This is a genomic window from Eubacterium sp. 14-2, from assembly GCF_000403845.2.
In the GTDB taxonomy this organism is placed as follows: domain Bacteria; phylum Bacillota; class Clostridia; order Lachnospirales; family Lachnospiraceae; genus Petralouisia.
This window is the reverse complement of the sequence record NZ_KE159567.1, coordinates 1136657-1156599: the sequence shown is the minus strand read 5'-3', so window position 1 is coordinate 1156599 and position 19943 is coordinate 1136657. Positions and strand designations below refer to the sequence as shown.

The window sequence follows — 19943 nt, the reverse complement described above, 5'->3', positions numbered from 1 at the left end:
TCCATTCGTTGTTTATATTTTGTCCTTAATCGTTGGAAATATACAGTTTGCCATGAGGAGTCCCTGCAGCTTCACCACAGAACCCGGACAGCCTTTACGTCTGCCAGGAAAATTCCGCCATTCGAAGCTGCTGCATATTCTTCTTATCTGCAACCAGCCTCTGAAGCCCTTCCATATCTGAGGGATCCAGGTGGCGGGAACGGTAGCTGATACTGTTCTCCTTCAGTCTTATAACCGTTTCTTTCAGGGCTTTTTCACGTTCCGACTGTGTGGTAATCTTCTCCAGCCTTGCATGAAACAGGCCGGCAATCTCCTGCTGCTGTTCCTCCTCGTCAAACATGCTGATAATTCTGGCAGGATTCACCTCTCCTTCCTCTCTGTACTGGGCATAAACTGCCTCCGCTGCCTTCCGGTAAAGCTCCTCCGTAAAATCCTCCGGCCCGATATAAGGCTCTGTGAGCCGGAACAGTTCCGGTTCCTCCAGAAGCCAGGTAAGCATCAGCTTCTGAGACTGCTTCATGCCGTCCTCTCCGGGCTTTTTATGTTTCTCATTTATTCCGGATTTCAGCGGACGGGTTTCTCTGGCTATCCCCACTCTGGTACCCATATGCAGCACCAGTTTCCGCAGATTTTCAAAACCTGTCTGATATTTTTCGGCAATGGCTTCAATATAATTATTGCGCTCCAGCTCTTCCTCAAATTCCAGCAGCTTTTCGGCAACGGCATTATAAAAAGATGTTTTGCCTTCCGGATCCTTCAGGTCATAATTCTGCTCCAGTACCTCAATTTCAAACATAAAACTGTTTTTTGCACTGTCAATCCTCTGCTGATATGCTTCGGCACCCAGGGCTTTGATAAATTCATCCGGATCTTTATAAGGCTTCATGTCTACGATCTTCGCTGTAATCCCTGCTTCCTTTAAAATGGGAACCGCCCGCAGTGCCGCCTTAATCCCGGCTCCGTCACTGTCAAAGGTACAGTACACCTCTTTGGTATAGCGTTTTAAAAGATTTGCATGGCCCAGGGTAAATGCGGTGCCCAGAGACGCCACTGCATTGTCAAATCCGGCCTGATGAAGCGCTATCACATCCATATACCCTTCACACAGCAGAATATACGGCCTTTTGGACGCCCTGGCCAGATTCAGCCCGTAAAGATTCCTGCTCTTGTCAAAAATCATGGTTTCCGGTGAATTCAGGTATTTGGGTTCTCCTTTGCCCATTACCCGGCCGCCAAAACCGATTACCCGATGGTTTACATCCATAATGGGAAACATGACCCGGTTCCAGAACTTATCCTGGCCGCCCCGCTTCTCATCAATGGACACCAGCCCGGAATCCTTTAACAGGGAATCTTCATACCCCTGCTGCCGCAGGTACTGATACAGATCATCACTGAACTTGTTGGCATAGCCCAGCCCGAATTTCTTCATAATATCCCCGCTCAGGCCCCGGCCTGTAAAATAATTCATCCCCGTTTTTCCCTGCTCCATCCGAAGCTGGGCGTAAAAATATTTTGCCGCCACTTTATTGATTTCCAGAAGACGTGCCCGGCGGTCCGCTTCCTGTCTGGCTCTGCCGGACAGTTCCTGTTTTGGAAGCTCAATTCCTGCCTTCCCGGCAAGGGTTTCCATGGCCTCCTGGAATGTGGCATTTTCATACTGCATCAGAAATGTAATGACATTTCCCCCGGCTCCGCAGCCAAAGCAGTAGTACATCTGCTTTCCCTGAGAGACGGAAAAGGACGGTGTCCGCTCATTGTGAAAGGGACACAGCCCAAAATGCGTACTGCCCTTCTTCTGCAGACGCACATATCCGGAAATCACATCTACAATATCATTGGCAGAACGTACTTCTTCTATCAGTTCCTCGGAATAAAAAGGCATTTAATTCTCCTTTCCTGTCCGTACACTCTTAATCCTGCCGCCTGGCCGGTTTACTGTCTTAATTAATTTACCTGCCAGGCTTTCGGCATGAAATATTCTTCAAATTTGGCAATGGCATAGCGGTCTGTCATACCTGCAATGTAATCGCAGACCACACGTTCCTTTTCCTCTCCCTGCTCCATCATCTGCAGATACTGCCGGGGCAGGCGGTCCGTATATCTGTTGTAATAAATAAACAGCCTGCTTAACAGATCCTTTGCCCGTTCCTCTTCTCCTTTTGCCACGGGATTCCGGTATACGTTCTGAAACATAAATTTCCGCAGGCCTTTCATGGCCTGCTCCACCTCCTCAGACATACAGATATCGTTTTTTCCAAGGCTGTTGGTAATAATATTATGTATAAAAGTGTTCAGACGTTTCCGGGTGGTATCTCCCAGAATCTCCCTGTACTCTGCCGGTATATCTTTCTCGGAAAGCACCCTGCCCCGAATGGCATCATCTATATCATGGTTAATATATGCAATTTTATCAGAAAGACGCACAATTTTTCCTTCCATGGTAGACGGCATCAGTCTGGTCTGATGATTCATCATCCCGTCCCGTACCTCCCAGGTAAGATTCAGTCCCCGTCCGCCCTTTTCCAGTTTCTCCACAATGCGGACACTCTGCTCATTATGCCGGAATCCTCCCTCGCAGATTTCATTCAGCATATGTTCCCCTGCATGTCCAAAGGGCGTATGGCCCAGATCATGTCCCAGCGCAATGGCCTCCACCAGGTCTTCATTCAGCCGCAGCGCCTTTGCAATGGTGCGGGCATTCTGGGATACTTCCAGGGTATGGGTCAGTCTGGTACGGTAATGATCTCCCCGGGGCGTCAGAAACACCTGCGTCTTGTGCTTCAGCCTGCGGAATGATTTGCAGTGGAGAATCCTGTCCCTGTCTCTCTGAAATACCGGACGTATATCACACGGAGTCTCCTCCCTGTCACGTCCCCTGGAATTCTGGCTCAGTGCAGCAAAGGGGCTTAAATAGGTACGCTCCAGCAGTTCCATATTCTCTCTGATAAGCATTTCCCATCACCTCTCATATGATATATTCCGCATAAATTCTTCATTTCCTTTATTTTTTCTCAAAAATCCGCAGATTTTTACAAATCAGAATGAGACCGGTCATCCAGCATGGAGAATCCGGTCGATATCAGAAAACTGCAGGCAGTTCTGTCAGTAATTTCCAATCCGCCCCGCAATGGCTTTTGCCAGATGCCATACAGGGGATTCCATATGTTTTTTCACCTGTTCCAGCTCTTTCCGGATGGAAATTTTCTGGGGACAATGCTGCTCACACTTTCCGCATTTCAGACACCTGGAAGCGTTGGTGGGATTGGTGCGCAGCGTGGTGCACATAAAGTAATCCTTCATTCCGCTGAACCAGCTGTCTGTGTATCTGGTATTATATGCGGCAAAGCAGCCCGGTATATCCACGCCGCCCGGACAGGGCATACAATAACCGCAGCCGGTACAGGGCACTTTCATACAGCGATTGATTTCCGATTTTACCTGCTCCAGAACCGCCATTCCTTTTTCCGTCATACAGCCTGCTTTGGCTTTTGAGGCAATCCGTACGTTTTCTCTTACCTGTTCCGTGTCATTCATGCCGGACAGCACCACCGTTACTTCCGGCTGGTTCCAGAGCCAGCGCAGTCCCCATTCTGCCGGACTGTAGCCGGTTTTCTGAAGAATTTTTGCTGCTGTTTTCGGAAGGCCCTGCACCAGTCTCCCGCCCCGCAGAGGCTCCATGATAATAACAGGTATTCCTTTTTCATGGGCGCACTTAAGTCCGCGTTTTCCCGCCTGGGAATGTTCATCCATATAATTGTACTGAATCTGACAGAAATCCCAGTCGTAGGCTTCCAGTATCTTCAGAAAATTATCGGTATTTCCATGAAAAGAAAAACCGATATTCTGAATCTGCCCCTTCGCCTTTTTCTCCTCAATCCATTCCACAATCCCAAGTTTTTTTATCCGTTCCCACGCTGCAACATCGTTCAGCATATGCATCAGATAATATTCCACATGATCTGTCCGGAGACGCTCCAGCTGCTCTTTAAAATAACGTTCCATATCTCCTGGCTGTTTCAGATAATAATGAGGAAGTTTTGTGGCAATATTTACCTTATCACGATGGCCCTTTGCCAGAAATTTACCCAGGCATTCCTCACTTCCACTGTATGTATAGGCAGTGTCAAAATAATTCACCCCGTTTTCAAGGGCAAGCAGCAGTTCCCGCTCTGCTTTTTCCTGATCTGTGGACATACCCTTTTTGGAAAAACGCAGACATCCATATCCCAGAATGGACAACTGCTGCCGGTTCTTTGGATTTGTTCTGTATAACATATCTTCCTCCCACATGAATGCTCACTTTAATGCGCCGAGTGCGGTCGCTTTGGCGACATCTTCTATTCGCACGAGCGTGCATAATTGTTTTTCATCTTACAGGAAAACTCTTTCACACGTTAGCGTAACAGGGTCTTTCCTGTAAAAGAACAAAGCGGACAGATCCGCTTCAACTCCCTGAATCCCTCATTCATAAGGGACCTGGACGGTTTGCTGCGCCGAGTGCGGCCGCTTTGGCGACATCTTCTATCCGCACGAGCGTGCATAATTGTTTTTCATCTTACAGGAAATACTTTCACACATTAGCGTGACAAGGTCTTTCCTGTAAGATGAAAAAAGAGCTATTGCCGGATGCAATAGCTCTCTCTATGAAATTCAAATGCAGGAGATGGGACTTGAACCCACACGATATTGCTACCACAGGCACCTGAAGCCTGCGCGTCTGCCAATTCCGCCACTCCTGCACAACTGACAATAGCTATTATATATACTATAGGGAATTTTGTCAATACCTTTTTAAAATTTTTTTATTTTTTTTTGCAACAGGTCCGTCACATGGCCCCGCAGGCATGGTAATACCTTTATTTCGCAGAAATATGTCCCACGTTCTTAATCAGAATTGAAATGCTTCCATCGGGATTGGTGATAAACTCAATATGCTCTCCGTCCCGGTACTGCTCCATGGGGATTTTGATTTCCACTCCGGTGTCAGTGGTCAGATGCTGCTTTTCAAATTTCCTGGTGGTATGTTCCGACTGAGGTTCAATCCGAACATCTGCTCCCATCTTATATTTTTCCAGCTTTTCCTGTACCTCTTCTTTGTATTCCTCTTTTTCTCTGAATACTTTATCCAGTACAAAAGGCACATCCACCCCTCCTGTTTCTGCAAGCTGTTCATGAATAATCTGCTTTGTTTCCATCTGTACCTCAAACTGCTCCCCTTCATTGAAATACTTTTTCTGTACCGTGTCTATGGCACGGGTGACAATGGATAACTGGGATTTCGGGGACAGAGCTCCGCTGCAGTTTAAAAACAGTTTTGAAAAATAACTGGTCTTTGTGCCGTTGACTTCATATTTTTTCTCCGTCAGAAAAACGGTAAAATCGGACAGACTGATTATGGCAGCCTCCGACAGTTTCTGGGTTTCCGTGGGAAGAATTGCCCGGAATTTAATAATTCCATTGGTATTTCCAAAGGCGTCCGACTGAGTCTGATGGGTATAGGAAGTTCTGTAATCCATTTTCAGCAGTCCAAGATATTTTCCTCCGTCTGCCTCGAACAAAACCACTACAAAATCTGCCTGAGGAATCTCAATATTTTTATTCATAATCTCATACAGACGTTTTGCCATACACTGGCTTGCTTCCACAAACATTTCGTCTGTCAGCTCTCCCTCCACAAGAGCCTGCAGCAATCGGTACACCTCCGATTCCTCTGTGTGGAACCGGCAGGTTTTCTTCTCATCGGTAGTTTCGATTTTATAGATATGTTCCCGCAGGAAATCTCCAAAATCGGAACCGTAATCCAGCAGTGTATCGGAAAGCACCGGCATTCCCACCGTAGAATCCAGGATATGCACGATAACTTTCCGAAGCCTGATTTCTCCTTTTTCCATTTCTGTTCCTCTCTGGTATGAGACCGGGATGTAACCCGGCCATGTTCTGCTCCAAATGCCTGTCTGCAAATCACATAAAGGGTGATACCCCAAACTGTTCTGTATCCAGTTCCACCGGGCAGTGGTCGGAACCAAGTACCTCCGTGTGGATTTTCGCATCCGCCAGCCTGTCTTTCAAATCCTCTGACGTCACAAAATAGTCAATGCGCCATCCCGCGTTTTTCTCTCTGGCTTTAAAACGGTAAGACCACCAGGAATACACCTGTTCCAGTTCCGGATAAAAATACCGGAAAGTATCCACATAACCATGATTCAGCAAAACGGAAAATTTCTCCCGCTCCTCATCAGTAAACCCGGCATTTTTCCGGTTGTTCTTTGGATTTTTCAAATCAATCTCCTGATGAGCCACATTCAGGTCTCCGCAGTAAATCACAGGTTTCTGCTTTTTCAGGCCATCCAGATATTCCAACAGAGCTTCCTCCCATTCCATGCGGTAAGGAAGCCTTGCCAGCTCATTCTGGGCATTGGGCGTATAGCAGGTCACCAGATAAAATCCCTCATATTCCAGCGTAATCAGCCGCCCTTCCGTATCATGCTCTTCCCTTCCCATTCCGTAAGCCACGGAAAGAGGTTTGTGTTTCGTAAAAATGGCTGTGCCGGAATATCCTTTTTTCTGTGCATAATTCCAGTATGATTCATACCCTTCCGGCAACTCCAGGGAAATCTGTCCCTCCTGCAATTTTGTTTCCTGAATACAGAAAAAATCTGCATCCGCTTCTCTGAAAAAATCCAGAAATCCTTTCTGGACACAGGCCCGCAGGCCATTTACATTCCACGAAATAAATTTCATATTCTGCTGCTCCTTTCCGGTTCCACTGTTTCTTTTTCCTGATTATAACATCCTTTTCCGGATTTTTCCATCTCCGGCAGATACGGCGCCTGCTTTTCACCGTCCAACTCTTACTGTCTCACATGTTTCCTCTGATATCATCCTGTCAGGTTTCTTCATGATGAATGATTTCCTGCGTGTATTTCCGTTCCATCTCATGCCTTGCCTTCCTGTATTCCACAGTTTCAAAAAGTATGGAAAAATCATAATTTTCCGGGTACAGTTCTGAAGCAGCCACCTGAAGTTTTACCCGTTTGTGGTTAATCCATATTTTCTTTCCCGGAAGCTGTACCCGCAGCACGCCTTTTTCATTGGCAGGCACGCAGACTATGCCGATTTTTTTGTCAGGATAGACCATCACGCTGTCCCCCATCCTGTATCCCGGCAGAGAATCTTTTGTATGCTTCATTTCCTTTTGTTTTATGATTTTTCTGCAGTGTTTCTTTTCCGCCCAGCTATCTTTCCCATGGTCTTCTCCGACTGTCCCATCCTGGCATGATACCAGACAGGCCGCCTGCTGCATATTCTTTCTCCGGTCCTGATACGTCCCGGCTGTATTCTCCCCATAGGCGGCACAGACTGCTCTTCGTAAAATATGTTCCGGCATTCCAAGCCTGCCTGCAATATAAAAGGCACAGCTTTCCCCGGCTTCTCCAATCACCATCTGATACGTTGGCTGCAGTGTTGCCCGGTCAAAGGTCATCCTTGCATTTATCATCCCCTGAGCTGTCCTGGCATATTCCTTCACTTCCGGATAATGGGTGGTTACCAGAAAGTTCGCTCCGGTTTTCCGAAGTTCTTCCAGTACAGCCACTGCTATGCCCATGCCTTCTGCCGGATCTGTACCGGAGCCCAGTTCATCCATAACGATGAGACTGTCCCGGTCCGCTTCTTTCAGGATTTCCAGTACATTTTTAATATGGGCGGAAAAAGTGGATAAATTTTCCGTAAGATTCTGCCCGTCGCCGATGTCGCACAGATACCTGCTGTTCATACAGATATCCGCTTTCTGACAGACAGGGTGCAGTCCGCACTGGGCCATCATGCAGTTTAACATCACTGTTTTGACTGCTGCAGTCTTACCTCCGGTATTCGGCCCGGTAATCACTATTCCACGGATTTCCCCACCCAGTTCAAACTGCAGAGGTACATTGATTTCCGGGTCCATCAGAGGATGTCTGGCATCTTTCAAACTTATCCTGCGCTCCGTATTGATTTCCGGCTCTGTCCCCTTTAAATCCATACTCAGCTTTCCTTTGGAAAAAATAAAATCCAGTTTTTCCATTATCCTGATATTTTCCTGCATTCCTTCCGCTGCGTCTGCAACCATTGCTGTCAGTGTATACAAAATCCGATACACTTCGTTTTCTTCCTCAATTTTCAGCATCTGCAGTTCTTCATAATATTTTCCGGCGGCAGCCGGTTCCACAAACAGGGTATTTCCGGTGGCTGACTTATCCACCACACTTCCCTGTATTTTTGTTCTGCATTCTTTTTTCACAGGCACACATACTCTTCCGTTTCGAAAAGTACAGTAACTGTCAGTCATGCAGCTTTGGCTGGCACGCATCACCTGTTCTGCTTTCTGCTTCATCTGTTCCTGACATTTCCTTTGCCGGCTCCGAATCTGATAAAGCTCCTCAGAAGCATAATCATCCACTGATTCACTGCGGATCTGCCTGCTGATTTCTTCCCCCAGTTCTTCCATCAGATACAGATTCTCCTCATAGTATGCCAGAGGATTCTCATAGATTTTGCCTCTGTCCAGATAATCTTTCAAACGCCGGACAGCTGTGAGCCCTTTTTCCACCCGCTCCAGCTGCCAGGGTGTCAGACAGTCCCCTTTTTCAGAAATCATCAGAATTTCTCTGATTTCCTCCACATCCTGCAGCGGCGGTGTTCCCAGCTTCTCCAGGAGTTTTCTGCTGTTGGTGGTGTCTCTGATTTGTTTTCGCAGTTTGCCCTCCTCTAAAATAAAAGACGTCTGTCTGATCTGCTCTCTGGCAGCTTCTGTCATTGCAAGATTCATCCACAGTTCTTTCACTTTATCAAATTCTGTCTGTTTTTCAAAATTCATGATTCTTTCCCTTTCTGTCGATACTTCTGTACGCCTTACAACGCCAGTTCCAAAGGGTGTCTTTCCTAATAAGATAAAAAAGAATGCGCTATGCGCATTCTCCGCGCGCGAGCGGATTGCGCAGCAATAAACATCACCCCCGCGAGCTGCGCATCCATATTTTTATCTTATAGGAAAGTCATGGACTTTAACGCTTTATAGCAACAAGGTCTTTCCTATAAGATAAAAAAGCACGGCCATACAGCCATGCTTTTAAAATGTCCTCAATAATACAGGAATGCTGTCTGCATTCCTGCCGGAGTTTTATTGACACATATGATGATTCAGCAATTGTAAGGCGAAATTATGACAGGCCCCTTCCCCTGTGAAAAATGGACAGACTCCCAGACCGGAAGCCATACCTGTCTGTGCAATATTTATTTTGCAGCTTTCTCCATTACAATTACATTTAACATACATGTTCCTCCTGAAATGATTTTTGTCAATTATACATGCAAACTTTCCGGCTGTCAATAAAAATATAAGATTTCTCTTACACATCTCTTTTTTTTCCATGATTTTTATGATATTCTGAATGCGAACAAACCTGGAAGGAATGAGAAAATGAGAAGAAAAGACAGAGAAATAACAGATATCAATCATATTTTTTCTGTGATTGAGCGCTGTGACGTGGTACATATTTCCATGGCGGACGAACATGGGATGCCTTATGGAATTGCCCTGAATTTCGGTTTTGATCGTCAGGAAAATCATCTGACTTTATATCTGCACAGTGCCCTGGAAGGCAAAAAAACAGATATTTTAAAAAAGAACCCCAATATCTGGTTCCAGATGGACTGCGGCCATGAACTGGTATTCGGTACACAGAACAGTCCCTGCAGTTACAGCTGGAAATTCCAAAGCGTATCAGGCAGAGGCCGCGTTGTTTTCCTCACAGAAAAGTCTCAGAAAGAACATGCACTGAACCGTATCATCCAACACCTTACCAGGTCCCAGGATTCTTTTTCATTTCCTCCTCAGGCGCTGGAAAAAACATGTATCTGGCAGATTGTATCAGAAGATTTTACCGGAAAAGAACATGTATGAATGGCTGCTGTTTTTTCAGAAAATCACTGATATCCGGTCAGTTAAAATCCAGTCCGTCGATTACTCCTTTCAGTGTGTCTGCAGAACGTTTCAGCAGTTCCGTTTCCTCTTCATCCAGAGAAACGGGCACATGAGTTTCCACTCCATGAAGGCCGATTACAGCAGGCATACTGAGAGCAATGCCTTCCATACCGTAATTTCCATGCTGTATGGAAGATATGGGCAGAATGGACTTCTCATCTCTCACAATACATTCACAGATACGTTTCACCGCCATGGCTATTCCATAATAGGTGGCGTGCTTTTTGGAAATAATTTCATATGCGCTGTCTTTTACTTTTTCTGCGATCCGGTCCATTGCTTCTTCATGATCAAAATGTCCCCGCATTTCGCAAAAATCATCCAGCGGGATGCCGGATACATTTGCACTGCTCCAGGCTGCAATTTCACTGTCCCCGTGCTCCCCGATAATAAACGCATGAATACTGCGGCTGTCCACCCGCAAATGTTCACTGAGCACATATTTAAGTCTTGCAGTGTCGAGGACTGTACCGGAACCAATCACTCTGCGTTCCGGAAACCCGCTGAGTTTTACCGCCGCATAAGTCAGGATATCCACCGGATTTGATACTATCAGCAGGATTCCCTGAAATTCCTGTTTTGCAATTTCCGGAATAATATTTTTATAGACAGCCACATTTTTATTTACCAGATCAAGCCTGGTTTCCTCCGGTTTCTGACTGGCTCCTGCTGTGACAATAATAATGGCTGCGTCCGCAATATCATCATAATTTCCCGCATAAACCTTCATCTGCCCGGCAAAGGGGATTCCATGGGCAATGTCTTTCGCCTCCCCGTCTGCTTTATCAAAACTGGCATCCAGCAATACCAGTTCCGTAAACAGTCTGCTCTGCATTAATGTAAAGGCTGTGGCAGAACCCACAAACCCGCATCCGATTACAGCGGCTTTCCTCATATTCATCTGTTTTCCCATTGCGGTACCTCCCGTTCCATAACAATATTCTTATTATGGCCCCTTTCGGAAGGTTCTATTCCTGCCCTCTCCTGTTCTGTTACATATCTGTCTGCCCTTCTGATTCCAAATCCCCGGAGTCAGAATCAGAAACAGAAAGACTTCCCCTGTCCTGTCCAAAATGCTCTGTCTCCTCCCGGCTCTCATCAGGCAGGTCAGAAGGCTTTGAAATTTCCAGACTCATGACTGTCTCCATGCCCCCTGTGTGTACCGTCACCATCAGTACCCTGGATCCATTCGGTTTCACAATAATATCTGTGTCTGTCCTGGAAGTTGTTTTTTCTTCTGATATGGGTTTTTCTCTTTTTTCCGGCTGTTCCTGCAGCTTTTCCAGAGAAAAATCCCCCCTGGCTTCTGCCGTTTCTTTTTTCCTCTGATTTCTTCTGTTACAAATATCCGGCAAAAACATCTGACTGGCTGTATAACCTGCTACCTTCATACACATTCGATCTCCTTTCCTCTGTCACATCACTTTATATATCGGAAATCAGAAGGCATATGAACAGCCTTTTCTTTACATTGGCGTTCCTACTTCAATCAGATTACCGTCCGGATCATAAAAACGTATCACTTTTTGTCCCCAGCTGTGGGCCATAAGCCTGTTTACATATCGGATGGAAGGATACAGCCGTTCCAGTTTTTCCGTAAATCCTTCTATATCCGGTTCTTCAAAATACAGTTCGCAGGAATTGTTTTCCGTAATAATATCTTTTCCCAGAAATTCCTTCCAGATTTTCTCATCCTGGAGTACAAGTCCTTCCGTCAGAATCATATTGCCGTCATTGTCAAGTATCACATCAAGGCCAAACAGATCATGATAAAACTGTTTTGATTTTTCAATATCTTTCACGACAATTAAAATATTCTTTAATTTCATTCTCCTTTACCTCCTGAATTACGATTGCATACCAACCATATTACCGGTAATCCGTGTTATAATTCCCTGGTCGGGTTTTCACAGTCCCTGGCTTTGGAACAGCTGTTTCATTTCTTCCGGAGATTCCTGCATGCCCCTCTGAAACCATACCTCTGTCCAGCCATACAGACTATATGCCACAAATGCTTTCGCATAAGCCTCTCCTCCAGGCAAATCCGGCTTTAATACCATAATATCCAGAATGACATCCTTTAACAGATAGATCAGATGGCGTTCGTTCAGAAGCTGATAAAACTCTCTGTTCTGTTCAAAATGTTCAAATATCATGCCAATAACTAAGCTAAACGGCATATTGCCATTTTGCTCCCAGCCGCTTTTCCACCCGTAAAACAACTGATTGATATACCCTCTCAGAATATCTTCCTTACTGTTAAAATTACGGTAAAAAGAAGCCCGTCCAATCCCCGCACTGACGCATAATTCACTGATGGAAATATCCTCAATTCTCTTAACCTTCAGCAGTGTCAGGAAAGTGACCGCAGGCATCAATTATACCCTGGCCAGTGAAGAGCACCCTGATGAAAGTGTCTGTACTCAATCCATGGAAATCAGAGAAAGTATTCCCCATGTAATTGCAGAAGCGGAAAAACTGGGATATCATATTGACGAAATGGCCATTTCAGGCGGTTCAGCAGGCTGCTGTCTGGCTCTGCTGTATGCTTATCGTGATGCCAAAACCTCGCCTGTACCTGTGAAAATGGTCTTTGGAGCGGCAGGCCCATCCTCCTTTTATCCGGAAGACTGGAAATGCTATGGGTTTGACAGGCGAAGCGAGGAAAGCGACGCTGCTGCCAGGGAAATGTTCGGGACAATGGCAGGCAAAGAACTCAAAGCAGAATTCAGCACCCCTGAATATGAGGAGGAAATCAGGGATATTTCCGCTCTGCTCTGGATAAATGAAAACAGTGTTCCCACACTGGCGGCATAGGGGAAACATGATAAAGTCCAGCCATATGAAGGCTCCCGGAGGCTTCTGAAAGCCCTTGAAGACAACCAGGTTCCCCATGACTTTTACATATTCGAACATTCAGGTCATGGCCTGCAAAACGACAATAAAGTGTACGGAGCGTATATGCGGAAAATACTGGAATATCCTGATACTTACATGCCTGTAGAATGACTGCCCTATTCGGTCAGATTGCCTTTCCGGATATTCTCCCGGATGATTCTGTCTGTCACCTCAAACAGTTTCTCTGACCCTGTTTTTGTCTTACTCTGCCTCTTATAAACCTGTGCTGCAGTAACATTATGCTCCCGCCAGTCACTGCCGTTGTTGCTGTTATTCAGTAACAGCGGCTGAAGGTTGTCCATGGCATGGGCAAATTTCGATTCAGCAGTTTCACATGCCTCGAACTCATCAAATAATGCTGTAAATTCTGCTCTCTGTTCTTCGGGAAGAAGTGAGAATATCCGCTCTTTGGCGGCGTCCTCTCTGGCTTTTTGGGTTTTCAGGCCTTCCGTATCATATGCATAGGTATCTCCTGCATCAATTTCAACAATATCGTGAATCAGACACATCAACATTACTTTTGCAATATCCACCTCTTCATTGGCATATTCTTTCAGCAGATACGCCATAACTGCCAGATGCCATGAATGTTCCGCATCATTTTCATTTCTTCCATGTGATGACAAATGAGTCTGCCTGAATATATTTTTTACTTTATCTATTTCCAGAACAAATGCTATCTGCTTTTTTATACGTTCTTCCATGTCAGTACCTCTCCGTTTCTTCTGTGGCTATCATATGACAAAAGATACGGAATGTCAACCAGGAAGCCCTGCCCGCTCTGTTATTTATTGACTTAATCAGGAAAAGGGAATATAATAGAAATATTACTAATAGTAATATTGGAGGACTATATGGATCATATCATACTGGGACTCCTGCTATTGAGCAGCAGAACCATTTATCAGTTGCATGAACGAATAGAGAAAGGCCTTCATATGATGTACAGCAGCAGCATGGGAAGCATACAGGCTGCTGTAAAAAAACTGCTCCGCTGCGGATATATTCAGTATGAAGAGGCTGTTGAAAATGGAAAATACAAAAAGATTTATTCCATAACAGACAGTGGAAAACAGAAATTTACTGAGTGGCTCTCCACGCCAATGAGAATACAGAGCAGCAAAAATCCTGAGCTGGCAAAATTATATTTTATGGGTTTTTCAGAAAAAGAAAACCGTGAGACAAGATTACAGGAATATATCTCACACCTGGAAGAACAGTATGATGTGCTGAACGCCATCTGCAAAGAAGCAGAACATGTCAGTGTTTTGGATAAACACAGGGATATTCTTCGTTATCAGTTTGCCGCAGCTCAGTACGGTAAAGATTTTATGAAATTCAATATCGAATGGTATCAAAAACTTCTTGATGAAATGAGGAATGAAAAACAATGAAGCCGGTAAAATCAGCCAATTCACCAATTACATATTTTGTCAGCAGAACCGGGCAGGCCGAATGGATCCTTTTTATCCACGCCGCCTTTGTCAATCACAATATGTTCAAAGCACAGTTTGCGTATTTTGAGAATAAATATAATATTCTGGCTATTGACGTCATTGGCCACGGACAGTCAACGGATACCCAAAAAGGCGACACGATTGACAGGATGCCAGAATGGATATCAGACATCTTAAAAACTGAAAACATTGATAAAGTGCATATTGTGGGCGTTTCACTGGGCGCAGTTTTAGCACAGGATTTTGCCAATCATTATCCACATGCCGTAAGCTCACTGGCCTGCTTCGGAGGATATGACATTAACAATTTTGATAAAAAAATGAAAAATGAAAACAGTGCCAGGCAGAAACTGATGATGCTGAAAGCACTTTTTTCGGTTAAATGGTTTGCAAAAGCAAACAGGAAAATTTCCGCATATACTTCACAGGCTCAAAATGAATTTTATGCTATGAATATACTTTTTCCAAAAAAATCATTTATGTATCTGGCAACCCTTCATAATATGGTAAACAGGTATAAAACCGGACAAAGGAATTATCCTTTGTTAATCGGATGCGGAAAATTTGATATTCCAATGGAATTAGAGGCAATAAAGGCATGGAAAAACAGAGAACCTCATTGTACCGTGGTTCTTTTTGAAAATGCGGGACACTGTGTTAATATGGATGCGCCCCAGGAATTTAATAAAACAATGGAGGAATTCTGGAAAGATGCCGGTCAGTAAATCCACATGCAGCCCCTGTGCATTTAGAACTCATCCATAAATCAGTCTTCTTTTTCAGACAAAATAATTGTTGCGCCGTCAGGATTGTCCAGGACTTTTCCTGGCACAAATCCTGCATTTTGCAGCAATTCCCTTTCATGCTCCAGGGTCAGCGGAATATCAAAGTGGACGAAACTGTTTTCTGATATTGCAAACTGCTTTCTCCGTTTTAAATATACACTACGCAATAATTCCTCTTCCTCCTCACAGCAGGCAATGTAATCTCCCAGAAGGAAAATGCCACCTGGTTTCAGACCATTACAGATTTTCCGGTACAGTTCCTTTTTGCGTTCCGGCAGAAAATGATGCAGGCTTTGAAAGGAAATTACAGCGTCCCATTTTTCGTATCCAAAATCATATCTGATTTTATCCAGTTCCAACCCCGTTCCACATCCCAGGTCTAAAATTTTTTGGCAATCAGAAGGCAAAACTTCTGAAAACATCTGATAAGATTTTTCCCAGGCAGACATATGTTCCTCATAAACGTCCAATCGCTTTGTAAAAAATTCAGACATTTCCTCCAGTGGAGAATCCGATGTATCATGAAGCCATTGCTTTAAATCCTGCATATATTTTTCATTTAATCTCATTCTTTTTCCTGTTCGTTGCAAGTCTTATTTTACATTGCTTTTTATCTTATAAAAGCGTATCATTTTGATATGCTTTTATTGCCCATTTATATGGTTTCAAAGCCAGTGTACCCAAATTGTAACCAGCAACTTATTTACCTATTCTTTGATCCACGGCTCTTTATTGCCAATTTTTTCATCCTGAAGCATACTCCATACACACTCTGGAGATTCGGCATACAAACCAGACTCTCTATCCTGTAATAATTCATATGTCATTGTCTTTAGAAGCCTTTTTAACGCCTCTTCTTCCATGCAGTGTTCCTCCTGACTTATACGGTGCACTAAATAAACAGAAATAGCCTGTATTGATTTATTAATGTTGACACTCGTTGCTTTCATCCTACAATCTCCCTTCTGTTTTTCTTAAAACAAAGTTTTTCTGTTGCAACATTTGTTCCAAAAAAATACTGTTTGGGTAAATTTTCAGGTTCCAGCTCATTTATCAGCGTCTCCAATACTTTTTCCGCATAATTAGTTGCCAGCAGTTCTTCTTTATAAAAATTAATAATTGTAACCGTATTTTCATCTGCTGTTGTTCCAATTACGATATCATAATCATGCAGACTAATATCAGAGCTTCTGTTTTTCAGGATAAACCGCACCCATTCTCTGTCTGACTGATAAAATACCTTTATTTTTAAATTCCCTGGGGTATGAACGCAGTTATCATCAAATTCTAAATTATATCGATACGCCTTATATGCTCTTACTTTATATCCGGGATTTCTCTGCCGTATCTTTGCCTCCCTTGCTTCAAATATCCGCTTGTTTCTTTTTGCTATATTTTCTGCATGACTTTTTATCGCAGTAGCATAAAATCCTTTTCCAAAATCTTTGTAACCTTTCCCCTGTGTCACATCAATCTCGTTAATATCATATGTTGTTCCATGGAATAAATCTTTCATCGTCAGACCACCCCTTCAATCGCATTCATATACGATTTCAAATCCTGCAGAATTCCGTATATTCCCATGGAATTATATGTTTCATAACAAGTATCAATATATGGCAGCAAATCATATTTATCTAAAAGTTCACTGACTTCGCAAAAATCAATATTCCATTCCTGCTTCATAGTATTTGCAATAGTTATCTGCATATTTAAAACATTTTCCTCTCTGCTCATAGCAACATCTCCCTGCTGCGCTAATATCCCCCAATGCGGCATCGACTATATACAAGTTCATTTAGATGAACTTGTCAACATTTGAAATTCCCTAATTTTATTATCTAAATACACTACAAACGGTTTCCCCTCACCAAGAAAGTTGTCAGTTTGAACACAAAAATCTTTTATATCTTTATGCAATTTATCTTTACTATATAGTTTTTCCCCATTCTCATCTTCAATATCATTCATATATTGCCTAATATATAATTCTGCATCCAACGATAAATTTTTATATATATACAACGCATAATGAATCTCTAAAATCTTCTGTATCTTTTTTCTTCTCTTAAAAATAAAATTTCGGTCAAAAGTTGCAAAAAAACCTGCCAATAATTCATTGACCGCCATAACCGCTTCATAATAGCTATTGCCAGTATTATTTTTTTGCGGTATTGTTGACAATACCAACGCTTTGCTTCTTAATTTTATTAAATTCCAATAATACTCATTACAATTCCTCTTTTCCTCTATACAATATCCAATCAACGAAGAAAACATAAGCAATACTGCGCTTGAAAAAACACCAGTTGAAATACTTTCAAACCATTCTTCGTATTCTGTTCCGGCTGTACATAAGCAAAACGATACGCCTAAAGATAATACCGCAACCAAACAAGTAATTTTAAATGTTGTTCTATGTATACTCACAATTCTTCCCCTGATATAAATTTCTCTAAAAATATTTTTCCACAACTGATAATGTTAAAATCAACTACCCCTGAGCAAGCATCGGAGAATAAGAGCCTCCTATGATTAAACATTCCGCTTATTTTCCCGCTTTTCTTCCACGCTTCATGTTTTCCGGTTTTTTTGCAGTATCAGGTTCAGCCATATACCGCTATTTTGAACCGCCCCGTCTATTCTTCCGTCTTTACAAAGAGTAGTTATGAGACGTGTTGATATATCCCCTTTTTGCGCAATTTCTTCAAAAGTTAAATAGTCCATAATCCCCCTCCAAATACAATTTTATTATATTCCTTTTACAGAACAAATTCAATCGCATCTCTGAATTAATCGTTAGAAATTGCAGTTCTCCAAATCATCTCTTTATACTTCCATTCTATTGGACATTGCATAAGATTATAGAATATTGTAGTTCTTCCTTAACAAAAAAGTTCAAAATCCCATTTAAGAAAAAAGAGATTTTCGAGGGTGCATATAAATGTATCCAGTGCTTGCTATTCCAGTCTTGAACCCTGACACAGACAATGGCAAATAACTTATTCAGGCATATTTATTAAGAAGATGTCTTTTCAAAACGAACAAAATTTTCAACCCAATCCCACTAATACAAAATTATGATTTTTACACAATTCAGCGCTTTTTAAAATCAAACTCAAATTCTTTTTACACCTCATATATACAATAGTTACGCTCATATACCTCGCCTTTATGTATGAATGAAATACAAAAGTTCTGGCAAAACAGAAATGAAAAAACTGATTCACAGACAGGAGTATGGTGTCTTACAATTAAGAAATATATAAATGCAAAGGTATAAAATAAAAGTAACATAACATCTGAGTTATCGTGGATATTCTATTTGAAAAAATTTTAAAACAATTCCTGCTCCCTGGAAATCTTTAAAGCAATCCTGCGAGTAAAAAAGGAATGGCCAGAGAGTTGTAAAAAGAAAAAAACCTGGTAAATTCTGAATTTACCAAGATAAAATGCGGAAGATGGGACTTGAACGAATTTCCCTGCACCGCAAACCGGAAGTTGTTAATCGCTACCTTTTTATAATCTTCCATACATCATTTTCAACAATATATTGAAATTCACTCAAATTATCATCAGGCATTACATTGAGCAATTCATTAAAATCGCTTACTAAATTAACGTTTTCCAACTCTTCCTTACGAATCCAATGCATACTTCCCTCTTCAGATGATACGACATCTCTATAAAATTCGTTTGTTTTAAACAGGAAAACAAGATATCTGCCATTTTCATATTTGCCATCTTTTATTGGGAACTGCTTAACTCCGCACAATTTAGGATTCACAACTGTCAAGCCTGTTTCTTCTTTCATTTCACGTATTATAGCATCAACTATTGACTCCCCGATTTCAATATGTCCACCCGGAAGAGTAAATCCTTTCCAATCATTTTTTACTCTATCCTGTAATAAAATTTTATCGTCTTTATAAATAAGACATGAAGCGGTCAATTCAACTTTCTCTGTACGTTCCATTACGATTACCTCTCTAAATTCCGGTTTATCTATTCACTCCTCTGTAAACCCTGTATTTTCAAGGAATATCGCCTGTTAAATGTTCAAACCTTATGTATTTTCCCTTGTTTTTGCCCTTATGAGCCGAAACAAGGGAAATTTTTATTCTCCGCCGATTACCTTATCCAGCAACCTTGCGGAAGTACGCTTTGCTTCCCTTGTAGCGTGAGCGTAAATGTTCATTGTGGTACTGACATCAGCGTGTCCGAGAAGTTCCTGCACATCTTTAGGTGCTGCACCGTTTGAAAGCAGATAGCTTGTATAAGTGTGTCTGAGCATATGGAAGTGAAAATCCTCCAATCCCTCCACCTTTTTTCTCGCTGTCCTGCACATAATTCCCACCGTACTCGGTGCTTCAAATGCCCCGTCAGGTCTAAGGCAGACAAAGGATAGTTCCTTGTACCCCTCTGGGACTTCCTCCGACCTCGGCAGACTGTAAACCTCATAATAGGTGCGGTCTTTTTCTTTGACCTCCAAATAGTAATTAAGGCTGTACAGTTCCCCGTATCGGAAACGGTTTTTGTGCTGTTCTGTTTTCGCAGCTTTCAGGATTGCGGCAAGCGTATCGCAAAAGTCCACGGTGCGAATTTTTTTACGCTTCGTTGCCCCTATTTCTGTTTTATGCCTTGCCCCGTTGTAACGCATACTGCGGCGTACTGTCAGATATTGTTCTTCAAGGTTGATGTCCTGCCAAGTCAGACCACAGACCTCTGCTTTTGTCAAGTAAAAACTAAAAAAAATATTCTTTTTCTGCAAAGGAA

22 protein-coding genes, 1 tRNA gene and 2 pseudogenes are annotated in these 19943 nt (G+C 42.8%); 5 read left to right on the top strand and 20 right to left on the bottom strand.

Features of this window, described 5'->3' with window-relative positions; genetic code table 11:
• Positions 1–94: 94 nt before the first annotated feature.
• From dnaG to C805_RS12470, 7 genes are all read right to left on the bottom strand, one after another.
• Positions 95–1885, bottom strand: coding sequence for a DNA primase (dnaG, locus tag C805_RS12500; RefSeq protein ID WP_016214219.1), 1791 nt, complete (start codon positions 1883–1885; stop codon positions 95–97).
• Positions 1886–1947: 62 nt separating this feature from the next.
• A complete protein-coding gene (locus C805_RS12495) occupies positions 1948–2955 on the bottom strand; it encodes a deoxyguanosinetriphosphate triphosphohydrolase (RefSeq protein ID WP_016214218.1) in 1008 nt (335 codons plus the stop codon).
• Between the two features lie 150 nt (positions 2956–3105).
• Positions 3106–4278, bottom strand: coding sequence for an aldo/keto reductase (locus C805_RS12490; protein WP_016214217.1), 1173 nt, complete (start codon positions 4276–4278; stop codon positions 3106–3108).
• Positions 4279–4658: 380 nt separating this feature from the next.
• A tRNA-Leu gene (locus C805_RS12485) sits at positions 4659–4742 on the bottom strand.
• 117 nt (positions 4743–4859) lie between these two features.
• A complete protein-coding gene (locus C805_RS12480; RefSeq protein ID WP_016214216.1) occupies positions 4860–5894 on the bottom strand; it encodes a nucleoid-associated protein in 1035 nt (344 codons plus the stop codon).
• 70 nt (positions 5895–5964) lie between these two features.
• A complete protein-coding gene (locus C805_RS12475) occupies positions 5965–6744 on the bottom strand; it encodes an exodeoxyribonuclease III (RefSeq protein ID WP_016214215.1) in 780 nt (259 codons plus the stop codon).
• 145 nt (positions 6745–6889) lie between these two features.
• Positions 6890–8860, bottom strand: a complete 1971-nt coding sequence (locus C805_RS12470; RefSeq protein ID WP_016214214.1) for an endonuclease MutS2 — start codon at positions 8858–8860, stop codon at positions 6890–6892.
• A gap of 603 nt (positions 8861–9463) precedes the next feature.
• Between C805_RS12470 and C805_RS12465 the strand changes: the two genes are divergently transcribed.
• A complete protein-coding gene (locus C805_RS12465; protein ID WP_016214213.1) occupies positions 9464–9946 on the top strand; it encodes a pyridoxamine 5'-phosphate oxidase family protein in 483 nt (160 codons plus the stop codon).
• Positions 9947–9983: 37 nt separating this feature from the next.
• On the opposite strand, the gene C805_RS12460 is transcribed toward C805_RS12465, so the two are convergent.
• From C805_RS12460 to C805_RS12445, 4 genes are all read right to left on the bottom strand, one after another.
• Positions 9984–10940, bottom strand: a complete 957-nt coding sequence (locus tag C805_RS12460; RefSeq protein ID WP_016214212.1) for an L-lactate dehydrogenase — start codon at positions 10938–10940, stop codon at positions 9984–9986.
• Positions 10941–11019: 79 nt separating this feature from the next.
• Entirely contained in the window at positions 11020–11418 is a 399-nt protein-coding gene (locus tag C805_RS12455) for a hypothetical protein (protein ID WP_022751027.1), read from the bottom strand.
• A gap of 75 nt (positions 11419–11493) precedes the next feature.
• Positions 11494–11856 carry a VOC family protein gene (locus C805_RS12450; RefSeq protein WP_016214210.1) on the bottom strand — a complete coding sequence of 121 codons (363 nt, stop codon included), beginning with the start codon at positions 11854–11856 and terminating at the stop codon, positions 11494–11496.
• Positions 11857–11934: 78 nt separating this feature from the next.
• Positions 11935–12402 carry a TetR/AcrR family transcriptional regulator gene (locus C805_RS12445; protein ID WP_016214209.1) on the bottom strand — a complete coding sequence of 156 codons (468 nt, stop codon included), beginning with the start codon at positions 12400–12402 and terminating at the stop codon, positions 11935–11937.
• Here C805_RS12445 and C805_RS26320 point away from each other — a divergent pair.
• Both C805_RS26320 and C805_RS27500 read left to right on the top strand, forming a co-directional pair.
• On the top strand, positions 12389–12844 hold the full coding sequence (locus C805_RS26320) for an alpha/beta hydrolase family protein (protein WP_242832663.1): 456 nt from the start codon (positions 12389–12391) through the stop codon (positions 12842–12844). The genes C805_RS12445 and C805_RS26320 overlap by 14 nt on opposite strands.
• A gap of 12 nt (positions 12845–12856) precedes the next feature.
• A pseudogene (locus C805_RS27500) lies at positions 12857–13036 on the top strand (alpha/beta hydrolase); the annotation flags it as partial.
• Between the two features lie 5 nt (positions 13037–13041).
• Here the strand turns inward: C805_RS27500 and C805_RS12435 are convergent.
• Entirely contained in the window at positions 13042–13629 is a 588-nt protein-coding gene (locus C805_RS12435; RefSeq protein ID WP_016214207.1) for an HD domain-containing protein, read from the bottom strand.
• A 150-nt stretch (positions 13630–13779) separates the two neighbouring features.
• Here C805_RS12435 and C805_RS12430 point away from each other — a divergent pair, with 150 nt between their 5' ends.
• Together C805_RS12430 and C805_RS12425 are read left to right on the top strand one after the other, a co-directional pair.
• The gene (locus C805_RS12430; protein WP_016214206.1) at positions 13780–14319 is read left to right on the top strand and encodes a PadR family transcriptional regulator; all 540 of its coding nucleotides are present in this window, start codon (positions 13780–13782) and stop codon (positions 14317–14319) included.
• Entirely contained in the window at positions 14316–15107 is a 792-nt protein-coding gene (locus C805_RS12425) for an alpha/beta fold hydrolase (RefSeq protein ID WP_016214205.1), read from the top strand. Before C805_RS12430 ends, C805_RS12425 begins: the two co-directional genes overlap by 4 nt.
• 41 nt (positions 15108–15148) lie before the next feature.
• Here the strand turns inward: C805_RS12425 and C805_RS12420 are convergent, their stop codons facing one another.
• From C805_RS12420 to C805_RS12395, 8 genes and pseudogenes are all read right to left on the bottom strand, one after another.
• Positions 15149–15736, bottom strand: coding sequence for a class I SAM-dependent methyltransferase (locus C805_RS12420; RefSeq protein WP_016214204.1), 588 nt, complete (start codon positions 15734–15736; stop codon positions 15149–15151).
• A gap of 138 nt (positions 15737–15874) precedes the next feature.
• The gene (locus C805_RS12415) at positions 15875–16117 is read right to left on the bottom strand and encodes a hypothetical protein (protein WP_016214203.1); all 243 of its coding nucleotides are present in this window, start codon (positions 16115–16117) and stop codon (positions 15875–15877) included.
• Positions 16114–16683 carry a DUF3990 domain-containing protein gene (locus tag C805_RS12410; RefSeq protein WP_016214202.1) on the bottom strand — a complete coding sequence of 190 codons (570 nt, stop codon included), beginning with the start codon at positions 16681–16683 and terminating at the stop codon, positions 16114–16116. The genes C805_RS12415 and C805_RS12410 overlap by 4 nt, the downstream gene beginning before the upstream one ends.
• Positions 16684–16685: 2 nt before the next feature.
• Positions 16686–16904, bottom strand: coding sequence for a DUF3791 domain-containing protein (locus C805_RS12405; RefSeq protein ID WP_016214201.1), 219 nt, complete (start codon positions 16902–16904; stop codon positions 16686–16688).
• Between the two features lie 57 nt (positions 16905–16961).
• On the bottom strand, positions 16962–17597 hold the full coding sequence (locus tag C805_RS0104865; RefSeq protein ID WP_016214200.1) for a hypothetical protein: 636 nt from the start codon (positions 17595–17597) through the stop codon (positions 16962–16964).
• A 144-nt stretch (positions 17598–17741) separates the two neighbouring features.
• Positions 17742–17894 (bottom strand): hypothetical protein, encoded by a 153-nt coding sequence (locus C805_RS26315; RefSeq protein ID WP_016214199.1) that lies wholly within the window; start codon positions 17892–17894, stop codon positions 17742–17744.
• 784 nt (positions 17895–18678) lie between these two features.
• Positions 18679–19143: an 8-oxo-dGTP diphosphatase gene (locus tag C805_RS12400; protein ID WP_016214198.1), complete on the bottom strand. Its 465-nt coding sequence runs from the start codon at positions 19141–19143 to the stop codon at positions 18679–18681.
• A gap of 141 nt (positions 19144–19284) precedes the next feature.
• Positions 19285–19905: pseudogene (locus C805_RS12395) on the bottom strand (site-specific integrase); the annotation flags it as partial.
• Between the last annotated feature and the right edge of the window lie 38 nt (positions 19906–19943).